At 63.8% G+C, this 18,599-nt stretch carries 18 protein-coding genes; 10 read left to right on the forward strand and 8 right to left on the reverse strand.

Features of this window, described 5'->3' with window-relative positions; genetic code table 11:
• The first annotated feature begins 46 nt into the window (after positions 1-46).
• From JN756_RS08175 to JN756_RS08185, 3 genes are all read left to right on the forward strand, one after another.
• Entirely contained in the window at positions 47-925 is an 879-nt protein-coding gene (locus tag JN756_RS08175) for an SMP-30/gluconolactonase/LRE family protein (protein WP_201021980.1), read from the forward strand.
• Positions 926-998: 73 nt separating this feature from the next.
• Positions 999-2,321 (forward strand): MFS transporter, encoded by a 1,323-nt coding sequence (locus JN756_RS08180; RefSeq protein ID WP_201021981.1) that lies wholly within the window; start codon positions 999-1,001, stop codon positions 2,319-2,321.
• Between the two features lie 56 nt (positions 2,322-2,377).
• Positions 2,378-3,697: an MFS transporter gene (locus JN756_RS08185; protein WP_057004985.1), complete on the forward strand. Its 1,320-nt coding sequence runs from the start codon at positions 2,378-2,380 to the stop codon at positions 3,695-3,697.
• On the opposite strand, the gene JN756_RS08190 is transcribed toward JN756_RS08185, so the two are convergent.
• A complete protein-coding gene (locus tag JN756_RS08190; RefSeq protein ID WP_017848724.1) occupies positions 3,675-3,854 on the reverse strand; it encodes a hypothetical protein in 180 nt (59 codons plus the stop codon). The two genes, JN756_RS08185 and JN756_RS08190, sit on opposite strands and share 23 nt — an antisense overlap.
• 129 nt (positions 3,855-3,983) lie before the next feature.
• Here JN756_RS08190 and JN756_RS08195 point away from each other — a divergent pair, with 129 nt between their 5' ends.
• The gene (locus tag JN756_RS08195) at positions 3,984-4,907 is read left to right on the forward strand and encodes a LysR substrate-binding domain-containing protein (RefSeq protein ID WP_046384347.1); all 924 of its coding nucleotides are present in this window, start codon (positions 3,984-3,986) and stop codon (positions 4,905-4,907) included.
• A gap of 55 nt (positions 4,908-4,962) precedes the next feature.
• Positions 4,963-5,325 carry a 5-carboxymethyl-2-hydroxymuconate Delta-isomerase gene (locus JN756_RS08200; RefSeq protein WP_017848726.1) on the forward strand — a complete coding sequence of 121 codons (363 nt, stop codon included), beginning with the start codon at positions 4,963-4,965 and terminating at the stop codon, positions 5,323-5,325.
• Positions 5,326-5,360: 35 nt separating this feature from the next.
• On the opposite strand, the gene JN756_RS08205 is transcribed toward JN756_RS08200, so the two are convergent.
• From JN756_RS08205 to JN756_RS08220, 4 genes are all read right to left on the reverse strand, one after another.
• On the reverse strand, positions 5,361-6,296 hold the full coding sequence (locus JN756_RS08205; RefSeq protein ID WP_032804835.1) for a LysR family transcriptional regulator: 936 nt from the start codon (positions 6,294-6,296) through the stop codon (positions 5,361-5,363).
• Between the two features lie 137 nt (positions 6,297-6,433).
• Positions 6,434-7,621, reverse strand: a complete 1,188-nt coding sequence (locus JN756_RS08210; protein WP_201021982.1) for a cyanate transporter — start codon at positions 7,619-7,621, stop codon at positions 6,434-6,436.
• Positions 7,622-7,762: 141 nt separating this feature from the next.
• Positions 7,763-9,205 carry an aldehyde dehydrogenase family protein gene (locus JN756_RS08215; RefSeq protein WP_201021983.1) on the reverse strand — a complete coding sequence of 481 codons (1,443 nt, stop codon included), beginning with the start codon at positions 9,203-9,205 and terminating at the stop codon, positions 7,763-7,765.
• Positions 9,202-10,827: a 5-guanidino-2-oxopentanoate decarboxylase gene (locus JN756_RS08220; protein ID WP_126588987.1), complete on the reverse strand. Its 1,626-nt coding sequence runs from the start codon at positions 10,825-10,827 to the stop codon at positions 9,202-9,204. The genes JN756_RS08215 and JN756_RS08220 overlap by 4 nt, the downstream gene beginning before the upstream one ends.
• A 111-nt stretch (positions 10,828-10,938) precedes the next feature.
• On the opposite strand from JN756_RS08220, the gene JN756_RS08225 reads away from it, so the two are divergent.
• Positions 10,939-11,811: a LysR substrate-binding domain-containing protein gene (locus JN756_RS08225; protein WP_017848731.1), complete on the forward strand. Its 873-nt coding sequence runs from the start codon at positions 10,939-10,941 to the stop codon at positions 11,809-11,811.
• Positions 11,812-11,870: 59 nt separating this feature from the next.
• Here JN756_RS08225 and JN756_RS08230 read toward each other — a convergent pair whose 3' ends face one another.
• Both JN756_RS08230 and JN756_RS08235 read right to left on the reverse strand, forming a co-directional pair.
• Positions 11,871-12,485, reverse strand: a complete 615-nt coding sequence (locus JN756_RS08230; RefSeq protein ID WP_017848732.1) for an NAD(P)-dependent oxidoreductase — start codon at positions 12,483-12,485, stop codon at positions 11,871-11,873.
• A 34-nt stretch (positions 12,486-12,519) separates the two neighbouring features.
• Positions 12,520-13,386 (reverse strand): MBL fold metallo-hydrolase, encoded by an 867-nt coding sequence (locus tag JN756_RS08235; protein WP_201021984.1) that lies wholly within the window; start codon positions 13,384-13,386, stop codon positions 12,520-12,522.
• 105 nt (positions 13,387-13,491) lie between these two features.
• Between JN756_RS08235 and JN756_RS08240 the strand changes: the two genes are divergently transcribed.
• Both JN756_RS08240 and JN756_RS08245 read left to right on the forward strand, forming a co-directional pair.
• A complete protein-coding gene (locus JN756_RS08240; RefSeq protein ID WP_032804836.1) occupies positions 13,492-14,397 on the forward strand; it encodes a LysR family transcriptional regulator in 906 nt (301 codons plus the stop codon).
• 99 nt (positions 14,398-14,496) lie between these two features.
• On the forward strand, positions 14,497-14,673 hold the full coding sequence (locus JN756_RS08245; protein ID WP_164887019.1) for a hypothetical protein: 177 nt from the start codon (positions 14,497-14,499) through the stop codon (positions 14,671-14,673).
• A gap of 25 nt (positions 14,674-14,698) precedes the next feature.
• Here JN756_RS08245 and JN756_RS08250 read toward each other — a convergent pair whose 3' ends face one another.
• Positions 14,699-15,586 carry a helix-turn-helix domain-containing protein gene (locus tag JN756_RS08250; RefSeq protein ID WP_046384341.1) on the reverse strand — a complete coding sequence of 296 codons (888 nt, stop codon included), beginning with the start codon at positions 15,584-15,586 and terminating at the stop codon, positions 14,699-14,701.
• 189 nt (positions 15,587-15,775) lie between these two features.
• Between JN756_RS08250 and pobA the strand changes: the two genes are divergently transcribed.
• Both pobA and JN756_RS08260 read left to right on the forward strand, forming a co-directional pair.
• The gene (gene pobA, locus JN756_RS08255; RefSeq protein WP_169850587.1) at positions 15,776-16,960 is read left to right on the forward strand and encodes a 4-hydroxybenzoate 3-monooxygenase; all 1,185 of its coding nucleotides are present in this window, start codon (positions 15,776-15,778) and stop codon (positions 16,958-16,960) included.
• Between the two features lie 65 nt (positions 16,961-17,025).
• The gene (locus JN756_RS08260; protein ID WP_108524352.1) at positions 17,026-18,543 is read left to right on the forward strand and encodes an MDR family MFS transporter; all 1,518 of its coding nucleotides are present in this window, start codon (positions 17,026-17,028) and stop codon (positions 18,541-18,543) included.
• The last annotated feature ends 56 nt before the right edge of the window (positions 18,544-18,599 follow it).

Here is an 18,599-nt window from a genome sequence, read left to right on the forward strand (position 1 = left end):
CTGGCGCGGCCCGAATCCCGCACAACAACAATAAGGGGATCACACCATGCGTATCGAAGTGCTTGTGGACGTCAAGACCACCCTGGGCGAAGGCCCGGTGTGGGACGTCGAACAACAGCGGCTGTATTGGATCGACAGCGCCGACGGCCGCATCCTGCGTTGCACCGACGACGGCCGCGAACTGCGTGCCTGGGACGTGGGCCAGAAAATCGGCTCCATGGCCCTGCGCCACAACGGCGCGGCGGCCATCGTCGCCCTGCAGAATGGCGTACACACTCTGGACCTGGCCAGTGGCGAACTGGCGCTGATCGAAGACCCCGAACCGCACCTGCCGAACAACCGTCTCAACGACGGCAAGGTCGACCGCCAGGGCCGCTTTGTCTTCGGTTCCATGGACACCCAGGAAGACCGCGCCAGCGCCAGACTCTACCGCCTGGACCCGGACCTGCGCCTGCACACCCTGGACGAAGGCATCATCGTTTCCAATGGCCCGTGCTGGAGCCCATCCGGGGACACCTTGTACTTTTGCGACACCTGGTCGGGCGAGATCTGGGCCTATGACTACGACCTCGCCAGCGGCAATGTCAGCAACCGGCGCACCTTCGCCAAGGTCGACACCTCGGGTGGCGGCGCCGCGGACGGTTGCACCGTGGACGCCGAAGGTTGCCTGTGGCAGGCCCTGGTCTATGCCGGGAAGCTGGTGCGCTACACCCCCGATGGCCACGTCGACCGGGTCATCCAAATGCCGGTGAAGAAGGTCACCAGCCTGACCTTCGGCGGGCCGAACCTCGACACCCTGTTTGTGACCTCCATGGCCAAGCCGCCGCTGCCGCGTTTTCCGCACGACGGCCAGCAGCGCGGCGCACTGTTCGCCATTACCGGGTTGGGCGTGCAAGGAATAGCCGAGCGACGGTTCGCCGGCTAGCGCGTGTGTTCGATCAGCAACATTCCTTCGCAACCTTGTGTCAGTGCGCGCCTTCGCGCGCCTGGAGAGGCCCATGGCTACTTTAAAAAAAGCGTCGCTGCGCAGCATTCACCGGCATTCCTGGGTGTCGCTGCTGGTTTGCTGGATGATCTGGATTCTCAACGCCTACGACCGTGAGATCGTGTTGCGCCTGGGGCCGACCATCTCCAAGCATTTCGATTTGTCCGCCGATCAGTGGGGCACCGTGGCCACGGTGATCATGCTCGCCCTGGCCCTGTTGGATATCCCGGGTTCGATGTGGAGCGACCGCTACGGCGGCGGCTGGAAGCGCGCGCGGTTCCAGGTGCCGTTGGTGCTGGGCTACACGGCGATCTCGTTTCTGTCCGGGTTCAAGGCGTTGAGCGGCAACCTCGCGACGTTTATCGCCCTGCGTGTCGGGGTCAACCTCGGCGCGGGCTGGGGCGAGCCGGTGGGCGTGAGCAACACCGCCGAATGGTGGCCGGTGGAACGCCGCGGTTTTGCCCTCGGCGCGCACCACACCGGTTACCCGATCGGCGCGATGCTCAGCGGCATCGTCGCCAGCTTTGTGATCAGCACCTTCGGCGAGGACAACTGGCGCTACGTGTTCTTCTTCGCCTTCGTGGTGGCCTTGCCGCTGATGATCTTCTGGGCGCGGTATTCCACGGCCGAACGCATCACCGCGCTGTACGTCGACATCGCCGCCAAAGGCATGACGCCACCGGACAATGCCCCGGCCAGCCAGATCAAGGGCGACACCTGGCGCACCTTTGTCGCCACCCTGCGCAACCGCAATATCGCGCTGACGGCGGGGAACACCCTGCTCACGCAGGTGGTGTACATGGGCGTGAATATCGTGTTGCCGGCCTACCTCTACAACATCGTCGGGCTGTCGCTGGCGCAGTCGGCGGGGATGAGCGTGGTGTTCACCCTGACCGGGATTCTCGGGCAACTGGTGTGGCCGTCGTTGTCGGACATCATCGGCCGCCGTACCACCCTGATCATCTGCGGGCTGTGGATGGCCGTCAGTGTCGGCGCGTTCTACTTCGCCAGCACCCTGACCCTGATCATCGTCGTGCAGTTGCTGTTCGGCCTGGTCGCCAATGCGGTCTGGCCGATCTACTACGCGGTGGCCTGCGACTCGGCCGAGCCGTCGGCCACCTCCACGGCCAACGGCATCATCACCACCGCGATGTTCATCGGCGGCGGCCTGGCGCCGGTGTTGATGGGCAGCCTGATCGCGATGGGCGGCGGCTGGACCACGCTGCATGGCTACACCGTGTGCTTTTTCGTGATGGCCGGCTGCGCCCTGGGCGGCGCGCTGCTGCAACTGTTTTCCCATCGCCCGCAGGCGTTGGTTGTGCAACTCGAACCCTAGAACAACATTGATGCGCCCCCCAGCCGCGCTGGCGGGGCGCCAGGAGGAACTGCCCGATGACTACCGCCACCCAGGCCCGCGAACCGCAGGTACTGAACAAATTGATGTTCGCCAAGTTGATGCCCTTGTTGATCATCGCCTACATCCTGAGCTTTCTGGACCGCACCAACATCGCCCTGGCCAAGCACCACCTGGACGTCGACCTGGGCATCTCCGCCGCGGCCTACGGGCTGGGCGCGGGCTTGTTCTTCCTCACGTATGCACTGTCGGAAATCCCCAGCAACCTGATCATGCACAAAGTCGGCGCGCGCTTCTGGATCGCGCGGATCATGGTGACCTGGGGCCTGATCTCGGCGGCCATGGCGTTTGTGCAGGGCGAGACCTCGTTCTACGTATTGCGCCTGCTGCTGGGCATCGCCGAAGCGGGCCTGTTTCCCGGGGTCATGCTCTATCTGACCTACTGGTTCAACCGCGAACAACGCGCACGGGCCACCGGCTATTTCCTGCTCGGCGTGTGCTTTGCCAACATCATCGGTGGCCCGGTGGGCGCAGCGTTGATGCGCCTGGACGGGCTGCTCGGCTGGCATGGCTGGCAGTGGATGTTCCTGCTCGAAGGTTTGCCGGCGGTGGCCTTCGCCTGGGTGGTGTGGCGCAAGTTGCCGGACCGCCCGAGCCAGGCGCCGTGGCTGACGGCGGCGGAAGCGCAGGGTATCGAACAGCGCATTGCCCAGGAAACCGAGGAAGGCGCCGGGGAGGGCGGCCACGCGTTGAAAAACTGGCTGACCCCGCAGATCCTGCTGGCGATCTTTGTGTATTTTTGCCATCAGATCACGGTCTACACGGTGATCTTTTTCCTACCGAGCATCATCAGCAAATACGGTGAATTGAGCACCATGAGCGTGGGGTTGCTGACCTCGCTGCCCTGGATCGCCGCCGCCTTGGGCGCAGTGTGGCTGCCGCGTTTTGCGACCACACCCACCCGCGCGCGGCGCCTGTTGATCACCGGGTTGCTGACCATGGCGCTGGGGTTGGGCATCGCGTCGGTGTCGGGGCCGGTGTTCAGCCTGCTGGGCTTTTGTCTGTCGGCAGTGATGTTTTTTGTGGTGCAGTCGATTGTGTTCCTCTACCCGGCCTCGCGTCTCAAGGGCGTCGCCTTGGCGGGCGGGCTGGGTTTCGTCAATGCCTGCGGGCTGTTGGGCGGGTTTGTCGGGCCGTCGGTGATGGGCATGATTGAGATGAGTACCGGCAACGCGATGAATGGCCTGAAGGTGATTGCCGTGGTGCTGGTGGTCGCGGCGTTGGCCGCGCTGCGTTTGCGCCAGGGCCAGGAACAGGCGCCGGCCCCTCGGGTCGTTATGAGACCAGCAACGAAATAGGATAACCCGACGCCAAGACCAGGTACGCCACCACCGCCGCCAGGCACAGGCCGACGAATACCCGCAGCAACGTGCGGGCGGTGGGGTGCGCGATAAACTGGATGACCCAGATGCAGAACCCGGCCAGGAGGAAGGCCGCGGCGAGAATAACCAGCACGATAGTGTTCCTGCGACCGTGAAGAGCTGAATATATAGTCGTAAAGCCGCCCAATGAACAGTGCGCGCATAGACGCAGCCCCTCGGGCTTTCTAAACTGCGGCTTGTCGTGGGGAAAGGGCAGGTGCCGATGAATCGCAATGAATTACGCAAGGCCGACATCAACCTGATGGTGGTCTTCGAGGCACTGATGCTCGAGCGCAATGTGACGCGGGTGGCGGAGAAGTTGTTTCTCGGCCAGCCGACCATCAGTTCGGCGCTCAACCGGTTACGCACCTTGTTCAACGATCCGCTGTTCATTCGCGTCGGCCACCGCATGGAACCTACCGCGCGGGCCGAGGAAATCATCCGGCACCTGTCGCCGGCCCTGGACTCTCTTTCATCGGCCCTGAGCCTGACCCACGATTTCGACCCGTCCGTCAGCACCATGACCTTCCGGATCGGCCTGTCCGATGACGTCGAGTTCGGCCTGTTGCCGCCGTTGTTGCGCGCCTTGCGCCAGGAAGCGCCGATGGTGGTGTTCGTGGTGCAGCATGTGGATTACTGGCGGATTCCCGATCTGCTGGCATCCGGTGATATCACCGTCGGCATCACCCAGACCCGTGGCCTGCCGGCGAATGCCAAGCGCAAGTTGCTGCGCCATATCCACCCGCGCTTGCTGCGCGCCGACGCGTCTGACCGGCCGCTGACCCTCGATGAATATTGTGCGCGGCCCCATGTGCTGGTGTCCCACACCGCCAACGTATCCGGGTTTGCCGATGAGTGGCTGGCGGAAATCGGGCGCAAGCGCCATGTGGTGCTGTCGGTGCCGCAATACAGCGCGCTGCCGGCGCTGCTGGCCGGCACCGACCTGATCGCCAGCCTGCCGGACTACACCGCCGAAGCCATGACGCTGTCGGGCAATCTGTTTTGTGAGCCCTACCCATTCGAGACGCCGACCCTGGATCTGTCCATGGTCTGGCTCAGCCATGTGGACACCGATCCGGCCGAGCGCTGGGTGCGTTCGCGGCTGGAGGCGTTCATGAGCGACCGCGGGCTGGCGAAAAAGGTCTGATGCTTTTATCCGTGGTATATCTAGGAATCTTCCTATCGATACTTCGGAGACTCCCATGCCACACCTGCACCTGGAATACACCGCCAACCTGACGCAACTGGACACCGACAAGGCCCTGTTGCGTCTGAACCATGCATTGGTGGCCTCCGGTCAGTTTGGCGCCGAGCTGGATATCAAGAGCCGTTCACTCAAGGTCGAGAGTTTTCGCGTGGGCACCGGCATGAACCCGCGGGGTTTTGTCGCCGTGCGCCTGGCGTTGCTCAGTGGACGCTCGGCGCAGGTCAAGAAGCAGCTGTCAGAAAGCCTGCTGGCCGTGGTGCAGGAACTTGGGCCATGGCCGGAAGGTGTGCAGGTGCAACTGAGTGTCGAATTGCTGGATATCGATCGCGATTCCTACAGTAAGGTCGCGATCGGCTAAGCGCTTCCATCCACCACAACCGTCGATGCGTAAGGTCAGAGTAATCCCTGTTCAGCGCAGACTTTGACCACCTGCTCCCTGAACCAGGTATTGGCGCTGTCCTGTTCACTGGTTTCGTTCCACTGCATATCCAGGGTGAACCCCGGCAACCCGTGGGGCGCCTCGCAGTGGCCGAACACCGACGCCGGGGCCAGCAGTTTGTGGACGCGGCGGGGCAGGGTCACGATGAAGTCGGTGCCGGTGATCATCTTCAACGCCGCGCCATAGCTGTTGGCCCGTGCGACCACCTGGCGCTTGTGGGCCTGACGCGCCAGCCAGCCGTCGACCATGTTGGTGTCGGAGGTCCACGGCGTGGGAAACACGTGGCGCCGCTCGACGAACGACTGCAGGCTGAACGCCGCCTCGCGGGGCGCCGCACGCTTGTCGAAGACACACACCAGATCATCTTCCAGCAACATCTGGGTCTTGAAGTCTTTATGCGCGCGGTGAAAGTGCGGGCCAAAGCAAATCACCAGGTCGAGGCGGCCTTCGCGCAGGTCGTCGGCAGGGATCTCGGTTTCCAGCTTGCGCACATTGACGATCACCGGCAGGTTCGCGCGGTCGAAGTGTTTCAACAGGCGCGGCAGGATCAGTTGCTCGAAATACTCCGGGGCGCACACGTTGAAGGTCACGGCTTTCTGGGTGGGGTCAAAAGCTTGGCCACCGGCGTGGCACAGGTTGATGCTTTCGAGGATTTTCTGCACATGGCCGTACATGGTGCTGGCCTTGTACGTCGGACGCATACCCGCCCGCGTGTTGATGAACAGCTCATCCTCGAAGCTGGTGCGCAGCTTCTTCAGGCTGTAGCTCACGGTCGACTGGCTGACGAACAGCGTTTCTGACACCTCGGTAACGCTGCTCTGGTCGTAGACGGCGATAAACACCATCAAATCCTGCATATCGAGCTTTCTGAGCAAGTTACTGTTTAGCATCCATTCCATCCGGTAAGCCTTGGCACTGTGGCAGCGCGCGACAAGGGCAAAAGCTTAACGGAACGGGAGTGCCAATAGAAAGCTCTGTAGGGTATTTCAGTGTTGTGCGTGGGACAAAAAGTGTTTGCAACACGACGTCAGCGGATGTGGTCTGCGTAATGCTTCGGATTGAAGTGCGTGACGATCAGCAGCATCACCCCGATCACCGCCGCCAGCGACCACCATGCCCATTCGAAACTGCCCAATTGATCGCGGATCATCCCGGCGATCAGCGGCGACAGGCCGGCAATCAGGTAACCGATGCCTTGCACGAACGCCGTCAGGCTACCGGCGCGGCGCGGGTGGTCGAGGTGGTCGAGGGACAGGATCAAACTCATCGGGAACAGGCCGCCGATGCCCAGGCCGAGCAGGCAGGGCCACAGCAGGCTCAGGTGTTGGGGCGCGAGGATCAGGCCGCAGAACCCGAGGATGATCAGCACCAACAACACGGCCAACACTCCGCGTTTATCCCGGCGGCGGTTGGCGAGGGCGGGGGTGACCAGGCCCGAGATGACTTCCATCGCGGTGAGGAAACCCAGGAGCAAACCGGCATGCTGTTCGCTCCAGCCTTGTTCTACGTAGTACGGCGCCAGCCACGCCAGTACGCAGGTGTAGGAGGCTGTACCGAGGCCAAAAAAGATCGCTAGCAACCAGGCGCGGCCGTTGCCGAAAAATCCTTCCTGCTTGTCAGAACCTGCCTGGGGCAGAACCGGCAGCGCCGCACGCTGGGCGGACCAGCACACCAGGGCGAGCACGGCCAGCCCCGCCCAGATCGCCAGGCCGATGCGCCAGCTACCAGTCTGCACCAGCACGAACGGGGAGAACGACGCCGCCAGCGCCGCGCCGCCCATGATCGCCGTGACGTACAAGCCCATGAACAATGAAACGTCAGCGCTGAAGCGCGACTTGATCAGCGCCGGCATCACCGCCTGGATCATCGCGATGCCGACCCCCGCAGCGATGGCGCTGACGATCAACTCCAGCGCCGAATCGAGGAACAACCGCGACAGCGTCGCCACGCCGATCACCAGCAGCGACACCGCAATGCTGCGATGTTCGCCGAAGCGCTTGGCCAGGCCCATGCCGAAAAACATCGCCAGGCCCATGGCCATGACCGGCAACATGGTCAGCAGCGCCGCGCTGCTGAAACTCAACGGCACCTCGCCGCGAATCGACGCTAACAACGGCCCTACGGCCGCCATCGACGGGCGCAGGTTAAGCGCGACCAGCACGACGCTGATCATCAGCCATACGGCGGTGGTGGGTTTTGCGTGAACGTTTTCCATGGGCCTGCCTTGAGTGAACAAGGGCGAATCAGGCCACGGGCGGGGTAGTGGGGCAAATGAGAAAGTCGCAGGGGCTATCTAAAAAATGCAGTTAACTGAAATACCGCACATTGGTCCACATTCCATCGGGAGGCTGCGTCGTCAGTTAGACCGGATTACATGCTTGATCTCCTGAAACGTCGCCAGCCCCCAAGGGCCCAGTTCGCGGCCGATGCTGCTCTGCTTGTAACCGCCCCACGCCGTTTGCGGGAAGATCACCTGCGGCGCGTTGATCCACACCATGCCGGCCTGCAAGGCATTGGCCACGCGTTCGGCGGTTTCGTCGTTGCGGCTGACCACGCTGGCCACCAGGCCGAAATCGCTGTCGTTGGCCAGGGCGATGGCCTCGGCCTCCGTGGTAAAGCGTCGTACACACAGCACCGGGCCGAAGATTTCTTGCCGCCACAACGCGCTGTCCAGCGGCACGTCGGTGAACAGCGTGGGGCGAATGAAATAACCCTTCGCCAAGTGCGCCGGGCGCTCACCGCCGCACAGCAAGCGGGCACCGTCCTGCACGCCGCGCTGGATATGCGCCAACACCCGTTGGTACTGGGCGCGGTTGATCAACGCGCCCATTTCCACGTCGTCGGCAAATGGGTCGGCGACGCGAATCCCTTCAGCCCGCGCAGTTAAACGCTGTAGGAATTCATCCGCGAGACTGTCAGCCACCAGCACACGACTGGTCGCTGAACACATCTGCCCGGCGTTGAAAAAGCCACCTCCACAGGCCAGCTCAAGCGCCAGGTCGAGGTCGGCATCTTCCAGCACCAGCAGCGAGGATTTGCCCCCCAGTTCCAGGCTCACGCCCTTGACGGTTTCGGCGGCGCGTTGCATTACCTGCACGCCCACCGCATTGCTGCCGGTGAAGGAAATCTTCGCCACGCGAGGGTCCGCCGCCAGCGGGGCGCCCACGGCCAAGCCGGTGCCGCAGACCAGGTTGAACACCCCCGCCGGGAAGCCGGCCGCGGCGATGATCTGCGCCAGTTGCAACTCCGCCAGCGGCGTCACTTCCGACGGTTTGAGCACCACGCAACAGCCGGCGGCCAGCGCCGGGGCGAGTTTCCAGGCGGTGGTGACCATGGGGAAATTCCACGGCACGATCAGCCCCACCACGCCGCAGGGTTCGCGGCGCAGGCGGGCGCTGAAGGCATCAGTGGGCAGCGCCACCGCGCGGTCTTGCTCGGCGTCCAGCGCCTCGGCGAGACCGGCGTAGTACTCGAAGGTGGCGATGACGTCGTCCACATCGATTCCCGCTTCGAACAACGGTTTGCCGCTGTTGCGCGACTGTACACGCATCAACGGCTCGCGCTGCTCGCTCACGCCTTGAGCCACTTTGCGCAGTAGGGCGCCGCGCTCGTGGCCGGTGCTCTGCGACCAGCCGACACACGCCGCACTGGCGGCGTCGACCGCCTGGGTCACGGCGCGGGCATCGCCGACGCTGACCTGGGCGAGTATTTCCTCGGTGGCCGGGTTGATCACGTCCAACACGTCATGGCCCGCACGCCACGCACCATTGATATACACACCGTTTACGACCGCACTCATACCGCTACCTCCTGCATCCAACGTTCCTGGTCGATTTCAATCAGCGTCGGCCCCTGGCGATCCGCGGCGGCACGCAAGGCCACGCGCAGTGCGTCCAGGCCCTGGATGCGTTCGGCGGCGCAACCGAGGGCCGTGGCCACGCCGATGAAGTCCGGCGTGTAAATGTCGACGCCGACCGGTTCGATGGCCCGGTTGACCATGTACTTCTTGATCTCCTCGTAGCCCTGGTTATTCCACAGCAGCACGATGATCGGCGTGCGCGCCTCCACGGCGCTGGCCAGTTCCGGCAGGGTGAATTGCAGCCCGCCGTCGCCGATCAGGCACACCACCGGCTGGCCATCGCCACGCCCCAACCAGGCACCGATGGCCGCGGGCAGGGCATAACCCAGGGTGCCGTAGCCGGTGGACGCGTTGAACCAGCGGCGCGGGTGGTCAAGGTTCAGGGTCAGGTTGCCGCTGTACACCGGCTGCGTGGAGTCGCCCACCAGCGCCGCGCCGGGCAGTTCCTCCAGCACCGTGTGGAGCATGCGGGTTTGCGCGCGGGTGGCGGCGTCCCAGGTCGGCGTCAATTCGGCCCACAGGCGGGCGACGCGCTGGGCGCCCCAGGCACTGTGGCGAGGCGCCAGCGGTTGGCGCTGGAGTTCGGCGAGCAAGGCGTCGGCGGCGATCTGCGCGTCAGCCACCAAGGCCAGCTCGGGCGGGTAATTGCGCACGGTCTGGTCGGGGTCGATATCGATGCGCAGCAGTGCGCCGGGAATCTCGAAACCGCCGGCGAAGGTCACGTCGTAGTCGGTCTCCGCCAGCTCCGTGCCGATCGCCAGCACCACATCGGCTTCGGCGACCAGGGCGCGGGTGGCGAGCAGGGACTGGGTCGAGCCGATCAGCAGCGGGTGGGCCGCGGGCAGCAGGCCTTTGGCGTTGATGGTCAGCGCCACGGGGGCGCCGAGGGTTTCGGCCAGGCGGGTCAACGCCGCGGCGGCCTCGATGGCGCCGCCGCCGGCCAGGATCAGCGGGCGTTGGGCGGCGGCGAGCCGTTGGCTCATCTGTGCGACCGCCACTGGCGCCGCACCGGCACGCGCCACGCTGATGGGGGAGGTGCCGAGCAACGCATCGGCGTTTTCCACCAGCACATCCAGCGGGATTTCGATGTGTACCGGGCGCGGGCGCCCTGCCTGGAACAGTGCAAACGCCCGCGCCAGCACGCCGGGCAATTCTGCTGCCGACATCACGGTGTGGGAGAACGCCGCCACGCCGGCGACCAGCGCGCTTTGGTTCGGCAGCTCATGCAACTTGCCGCGCCCGCCGCCCAGCTGGCTGCGCGCCTGCACGCTGGAGATCACCAGCATCGGGATCGAGTCGGCATAGGCCTGCCCCATGGCCGTGGTGATGTTGGTCATGCCGGGGCCGGTGATGATCAAACACACGCCGGGCTTGCCGCTGGTGCGCGCATAGCCATCGGCCATAAAACCCGCGCCCTGTTCGTGGCGCGGGGTGACGTGGCGGATGTTCGAGCGCGCCAGGCCGCGATACAACTCCACGGTGTGGACGCCAGGAATACCAAACACCTGGTCCACGCCGTAGCTTTCCAGGAGCTTGACCAATACTTCGCCGCAGGTCGCCATACATGTCGCTCTCAGGTTGAGGTGAGGCGGTATTGGACCGGCTGGCCCGTAGCGGCAACAATCGATAAAAAGTCATACTAGCCATGTCCTCACGTCATGGCTGCTTGCCCTATGAAACGCCTCCCGCCGCTGCCCGCGCTGCACACCTTCTGGGTCACCGCCCAGTGCTGCAACTTCACCCACGCTGCCGCGCAGTTGCACATCACCCAAGGCGCGGTGAGCCGGCAGATCGCCGGGCTGGAAAGCCACTTGGGCTATGCCTTGTTCCAGCGCCAGGCGCGGGGCCTGAGCCTGACCGAAGAAGGCCGCGAGTGGTCGCTGCGGGTGCAGCAGGTCTTCGGCCTGATCGGTGACGCGCTGGAGCAGATCGGCCGCCGCCGCGACACCTTGCAGCTCAAGGCCTCCACCTGCGTGATGCGCTGGCTGCTGCCGCGCTTGATGCAATGGCAGCGGGAGCGCCCGGATGTGCCGGTGGAGCTGACCACGACCGTGGCCTACACCGTGGACTTTCGTCGCGAGCAGTTCGATGCCGCGGTGATCTATGCGCCCAGCGCCGAACAGTCGGCCGAGGCTCGGCATCTGTTCGACGAACAACTCACCCCGGTGTGCGCGCCGGCCTTGCTGGGCGCGCTGAATACGCCAGCGGACCTGCAGCAACAGGTGCTGCTGCACCCCACGCGGGACGAGCGGGACTGGGCGTTATGGCTGAACGCGGCGAAGACGCGCTTGAGCAATGTGAGCCAGGGCCATCATTTCGAGACGCTGGATCTGGCCATGACAGTGGCGTCCCAGGGTTCAGGCGTGGCGATCGGCGACAGCGCGTTGATTGGCGAGGATGTGAGCGCGGGGCGCTTGGTGACGCCGTTTGAATTGCGGGTGCCGACGGGGATGGGCTATTACCTGGTGTATCCGCCGGGGACAAAGCCGTCCGCCGGGCTTGAAGCGTTGATGGAGTGGTTGGTCAACCAGGCGCAACAGGCGTAACGCTGAAGATCCACCTGTGGGAACCGGCAAGCCAGCTCCCACAGGTTGATCGTGTCGGCTCAGTAACCGACGGTGAAACGCTGGCGCGAATGCTTCGGTGTTTCCACTTCATCGATCATCGCGATGGCGAAGTCGGCGAAGCTGATCCAGCTGCGGCCTTCGCGGCTCACCAACAGATCATCCTGGCCCAGGCGGAAGGTGCCGGTGCGCTCGGTTTCAACGAATTCGGCCGATGGCGACAGGAAGGTCCAATCCAGTTCCTGCTCCTGACGCAACGCCTCGAGGAACGTCGCGCCGGCACTGGCTTCAGCCTTGTACGCCTCTGGGAAACCCTCGCTGTCGATCACCCGAGTGCCGCCCGGCAGCAGCAACGAACCCGCGCCGCCCACCACCAGCAGGCGTTTGACCCCGGCTTTTTTCACCGGGCCGATCACCGCGCTGGCGGGCAGGGTGGCGAAATGCGCCGCGCTGATCACCACATCGCTGCCGCTGATGGCCTGTTGCAAGGCCTCGGCATCCAGCGCATCGACCTGTTTGACGCTGACGCCAGGACGCACGGCGAGCTTGTCAGTGTTGCGCGCGATGGCGGTGACGCTGTGCCCGCGTCGCAGCGCTTCTTCCAGCAGTTGGCTACCGGCGCGGCCGGTGGCCCCAATGATTGCGATCTTGCTCATGACATTCTCCAGTACGGTTAAGGTTTGAAACGCTTCACCACTTCATTTCGCCCTTGGCGACTTTGGCGCTCAGTTCCAGCGAACTTTCGTCGGCGAGGGTCGGGTAACGCTTTTTCATCGCCGCGATCAGGGCGGCGGAGTCCTTGGCCTTGGCGGTTTCTTCGTCAAAGGCCTGGATGTAGTCGGCGGTAAAGGCCACGGATTGCAGCGACGGGTTGCCGAGGAAATGCCCCGGAACCACCGTGCGCGGCTGCAGTTCGGCGATGCGTTGCAGGGTGGCCAGCCAGTCTTTGTGGGACTGCGCGCTCTGAGTATCGGCCATCCACAGGTGGATGTTGTCGGCGACGACCACACCGCCGACCACGGCCTTGATCGACGGCACCCATACAAAGCTGCGATCCGGCTGCGGGCCGTCGAGGCCGATCACTTCCAGCGGTTGCCCTTCAAGCGTCAGGCGGTGGCCGTCGAGCACCTGCGGCACGATGGTTTTGCCTGGCTTGTCGGCGCCCATTTTCGGGCCCCAGAACGCCAGTTTGCCGGCGACGGTGGCGTTGATGTGGTCGACCACCGCTTGCGGGGCCAGCACCTTGGCGTCGGGGAATGCGGCGGTCAGGGTGTCGAGGCCGAAGTAGTAGTCCGGGTCGCCGTGGCTGATGTAGATGGTCGTCAGGTGTTTGCCGCTGGCGCGGATCTTCTGCACCAGGTGTTCGGCCTGGCTTTTGCCGAACTGCGCGTCGACCAGGATCGCGTCTTTCGCGCCGCTGACCAGCACCGAACTGACCGGGAAGATCGCGGCCTCGCCGGGGTTGTACACGTCGAGGGTCAGCTCGGCGGCGGCCGCCTGGGCGGCGAAGGCCAGGGCGGCGGTCGCCAGGGTCAGGCGCTTGAGGGTGGACAACATCGGGCAACTCCGGCAATCGGTAAGGGATGCACAGAGCTTAGTTGCACCAAACACCACAAAAAATGCGATGCTGGGACATAGTTTGTTTCTAAAATCGGGCAGATCATGGATCGTCTTCAAGCAATGCGCGTGTTTGTGACGGTGGTGGATCTGGGCAGCCAGTCCGCCGCCGCCGACCATCTGGACCTGTCGCGCCCGGTGGTCTCACGCTACCTGGCCGAGCTGGAAGACTGGGTCGGTGCGCGCTTGCTGCATCGCACCACGCGCAAACTCAGCCTGACGGCTGCCGGCGGGGAAACCCTGCCACGTTGCCGGCAATTGCTGGAGCTGTGCGGCGACATGCAGGCCGCCGTCAGCGAACCGGATGACGCGCCCCGTGGCCTGCTGCGCCTGAGTGTCAGCACCTCGTTCGGCCAGGCGCAGTTGGCCGAGGCCATCGCCGAATACGTCAGGCGCTACCCCTTGGTGACGGTCGACCTGCAGATGCTCGATCGCACGGTCAACCTGGTGGATGAGCGCATCGACCTGGCCATCCGCACCAGCAACGACCTGGACCCCAACCTGATCGCGCGGCGCCTGACGGTCTGTCGCTCGGTGGTGTGTGCGACCCCGGCCTACCTGCTTGAGCATCCGGCGCCGCAAAAGGTCGAGGACCTGGCGCGGCACAACTGCCTGACCCACTCGTACTTCGGCAAAAGCCTGTGGCATTTCGAGGAAGGCGGCGAACACGTTTCGGTGCCGGTCCACGGCAATATCACCGCCAACGAAGCCAGCACGCTGTTACGCGTGACGCTCGCCGGGGCGGGGGTGGCGATGTTGCCCAGTTATCAGGCCGGCGAGCACATCCGCCGTGGCGAACTGGTGCGCCTGTTGCCCGCGGCCGAACCGCGGCAGATGAACATCTACGCGGTGTACGCGTCGCGCAAACACATGCCGTCGGCGCTGCGTAGCCTCCTGGATTTCCTGGTGCTGAGGTTTCCGGAAACGCCGGAGTGGGACCGGGGCCTGTGACCCGACATACAGATGTTGAATGGCGTCCAATAATGGCAACTCGCCCTGGCTGACCTATGCTTTAAACAGCACCGAGTAGGTCCTTCAGAGGTCTGTGCCATGACCGTCAAAACCAGAAAGTACCTGAAAATTTTCATCCTTTGCGCCTTGGTCAGCGCGCTGTACGGCACCGCCGCCTATCGCGTCGAGCAGACCCGCATGCAGCCGAGCTTTGCGATCAGTTGCCATCAGGATCAATGCATTCCGCGCACCGGCAGTTTCAGCGCGTTGCGCTAATGGCCAACCAAGGACGATCCCGCGTTTAATCCTCGGGTGTTTCGGCCTTGAGTCGTTCGCGAAATGCCTTGGGCGAAAACCCGACCCGGCGGCGGAATAGCCGCGAGAAGTTGGTCGGGTCGGAAAAGCCCAATACCTCCGACATTTCATTGATGGTCATGCTGGTGTAGGTCAGCAGGCGCTTGGCTTCCAGCAATTGGCGGTCGTGCATGATCTGTAGCGCGGGTTGCCCACCCAATTCCCGACATGTGCCGTTCAGGTGTGAGACCGAGATACCCAGCTTGTGGGCCAGGTCTTCAATCTTCGGGTGTTCGCGATACTGCTGTTCGACCAATTGGGTAAAGCGCCGGAAATACTCGCGCCCACGCGGTGCCCGCGGGTGGCGGCGCTGGATGGCCTGGCGGCTGATCCACACCAGCAGCACGCTGACCAGGGCGTGCATCAGCATGTCCCGGGCCGGCTGCTCATCGGCGTATTCGTCCTGCAGGCGGGCGAACAGGTTGTTGAGATAGTCGCTGTCCTTGCCTGCCGGGTAACTGCCCAGCACCTGCAGGCCGTCGACCGTTGCGCCCAATTGCGCTTGCAGGTGGCTGACCAGCGGTGCCGCCAGGGTCAGCACGTAGCCTTCGACATCTTCCGCAAACCGAAACCCGTGCACACACAGCGGCGGCAGCACCTGCAAGGTCGCTTCGTTGAGGGTGGTGCGCTGGCCTTCGATTTCCAGTTGCGCCTGGCCTTGGTGGACGTACAACAACTGGCACAGATCCGCGTGCCGGTGGGGCTGGATTTCCCACTGGTAGTCCCGGCTGCGTCGGGAAATCGTTTCGCAGTGCAACAAATCCGGCGTCGGCCATTGCTGGTTTTCCCCGTACAGCTTGAACACCGGAATCGCGGAACTGGCAGTTTTGGTCATAGTTTCAATCCGATACTCAGGCAAGTGGTTCGGTAATCGCCCCGATTGGCAAAAAGCGCAGGCTTTGGCGCAGTTTTCACCTTCTTATAGCGCCCACTCAAGTGAAAAATGTCAGCAACAAGACCAATGACAACTCTTTCACCTTATCCGTTCGGGTGAATTTTTCGGGCCATAAAAATAATGAAAACGCTGAAAACTCAAGTCGCCATCATCGGCGCCGGTCCTTCGGGACTGTTGCTCGGCCAACTGTTGCAGCAGGCCGGTATCCAAACCCTGATTCTAGAGCGCCAGAGCGCCGATTACGTGCTGGGGCGCATCCGTGCCGGGGTGTTGGAGCAAGGCATGGTCGACCTGTTGCGCGAGGCCGGCGTCAGCCAGCGCATGGACGCGGAAGGCCTGGTCCATGATGGCTTCGAACTGGCGCTTAATGGCCAACTGACTCACATCGACCTCAAGGCGCTCACCGGCGGTCAATCGGTGATGGTCTACGGCCAGACCGAAGTGACCCGCGACCTGATGGCCGCACGCGCCGCCACCGGTGGCGTCACCTTGTATAACGCGCGTGAGGTGCAACCCCACGGGCTCAAAACTGATCAACCCTGGCTGACGTTCGAACATGAAGGCGAAGCCTATCGCCTGGAGTGTGATTACGTGGCCGGTTGCGACGGTTTTCACGGTGTCGCCCGGCAATCGATCCCGGCCGAGTCGCTGAAGGTCTTCGAGCGGGTGTATCCCTTCGGCTGGCTGGGCATCCTGGCCGACACGCCGCCGGTCCATCCTGAACTGGTGTACGCCAAGCATGCGCGTGGGTTTGCCTTGTGCAGCATGCGTTCGCCGACGCGCAGCCGTTACTACCTGCAAGTACCCGTCGAGGAGTCGGTCGATGAGTGGTCGGACCAGCGTTTCTGGGCTGAACTGAAAACGCGCCTGCCAAGCCAGTTGGCCGAGCAGTTGGTGACCGGGCCGTCGATCGAAAAAAGCATCGCGCCGCTGCGCAGCTTCGTGGTCGAGCCGATGCAGTACGGGCGTTTGTTTCTGCTGGGGGATGCGGCGCACATCGTCCCACCCACCGGGGCCAAGGGCTTGAACCTGGCGGCGAGCGACGTGAGCACGCTGTTTCGCATCTTGCTCAAGGTCTACCGCGAGGGGCGCGTGGAGTTGCTGGAGAAATATTCGGAAATCTGCCTGCGACGCGTGTGGAAGGCTGAGCGGTTTTCCTGGTGGATGACGTCGATGCTGCATCAGTTTCCCGAAGCGGACGGGTTCAGCCAGCGCATTGCCGAGAGCGAACTGGCGTACTTCATCCACTCGCACGCCGGTCGCACCACCATCGCGGAAAATTACGTCGGGCTTCCTTACGAAGCTATCGAATAGCCTGCTATCGTATCGAGCATGCCCGCAGGTCGCCTTTTCCTGCGGGCCTTGCTCGAAGGTTTACCGTGACTCAGCTCAATCAGCCTACTCCAGCCGTACCTGCCGTGCGCAGCATCCTCGTCTCGTTGATGATGGCGATCTTCCTCGGTGCCTTGGACCAGACCATTGTCGCCGTGTCCATGCCGGCCATTTCCGCGCGGTTCCACGACGTCAACCTGCTGGCCTGGGTGATCTCCGGCTATATGGTGGCGATGACAGTGGCGGTGCCGATCTACGGCAAGCTCGGCGACCTGTACGGGCGGCGGCCGATGATGCTGATCGGCATGGGCCTGTTCACCCTGGCGTCGCTGTTCTGTGGCATGGCGCAAAGCATGGAGCAACTGGTGCTGGCGCGGGTGCTCCAGGGCATCGGCGCCGGCGGGATGATTTCGGTGAGCCAGGCGATCATCGGCGACATCATCCCGCCGCGCGAGCGCGGGCGTTACCAGGGCTATTTCAGCGGCATGTACGCGGTGGCTAGCGTGGCTGGGCCGGTGCTGGGCGGTTATATGACCGAGTACCTGTCCTGGCGCTGGGTGTTTTTGATCAACCTGCCGTTGGGCGCCGGCGCCTGGTACGTGGCCCATCGCAGCCTGGTCGGGCTGCCGTTGCCGCAACGCAAGCCGATCATCGATTACCTCGGCACCGTGCTGCTGATCATCGGCTTGAGCGCCTTGCTGCTGGGCATCACCGAGATCGGCCAGGGCCATGATTGGCGCAATGACTCGGTACTAGCGTTGCTGGCCTGCGCGCTGGTGGCGCTGAGCATATTTGTCTGGCATGAGCGGCGTGCGCGGGAACCGTTGCTGCCGATGCACCTGTTCGCCAACCGCAGCGCGGTGCTGTGCTGGTGTACGATGTTTTTCACCAGTTTCCAGGCGATTTCCCTGACGGTGCTGATGCCTTTGCGCTTTCAGACCGTGACCGGCTCCGGCGCCGACAGTGCCGCGCTGCACCTGCTGCCGCTGGCGATGGGCTTGCCGATGGGCGCCTACTTTGCCGGGCGCATGACCTCGGTGACCGGGCGCTATAAACCACTGATCCTCAGCGGCGCCGTGTTGAGCCCCTTGGCGATTCTCGGCATGGCCTACAGTGCGCCGCAGGCGATGGGGCTGACGGCGATGTTCATGCTGCTGTGCGGCATCGCTGCCGGCATGCAGTTCCCGACCTCGCTGGTGGGCACGCAGAACTCGGTGGACCAGCACGATATCGGCGTCGCCACCAGCACCACCAACCTGTTCCGTTCCCTGGGCGGGGCGGTCGGGGTGGCGTGCATGTCGGCGTTGTTGCTGGCGCTGTTGCAGGACTCCAGCTTTGCCCACCTGGCCAGCGGCGCGCTGGTGGTCGAGGGCGGTTCCGGCAGCGTTTTGCTCGACGGCCTGAACGCCGCCCCAGGCCCGGCGCAGGATGCCCTGCGCGGGGAACTGGCGGTGACGTTCCGGCATTTGCTGATGGTCAGTGCGGCGGTGTCGTTGCTGGGGTTGGCGGCGGCGATTGCGATGCCCGATCGCATGCTGCGCGGCCGTGAAGACAAGGCCCGCTGACGGGCCGGCTGGACATCCAAATGTGCGAGCGGGCTGGCCCGCTCCCAGCGGTTTGA

Source organism: Pseudomonas sp. Y39-6 (assembly GCF_023651955.1).
Lineage (GTDB): Bacteria > Pseudomonadota > Gammaproteobacteria > Pseudomonadales > Pseudomonadaceae > Aquipseudomonas > Aquipseudomonas veronii.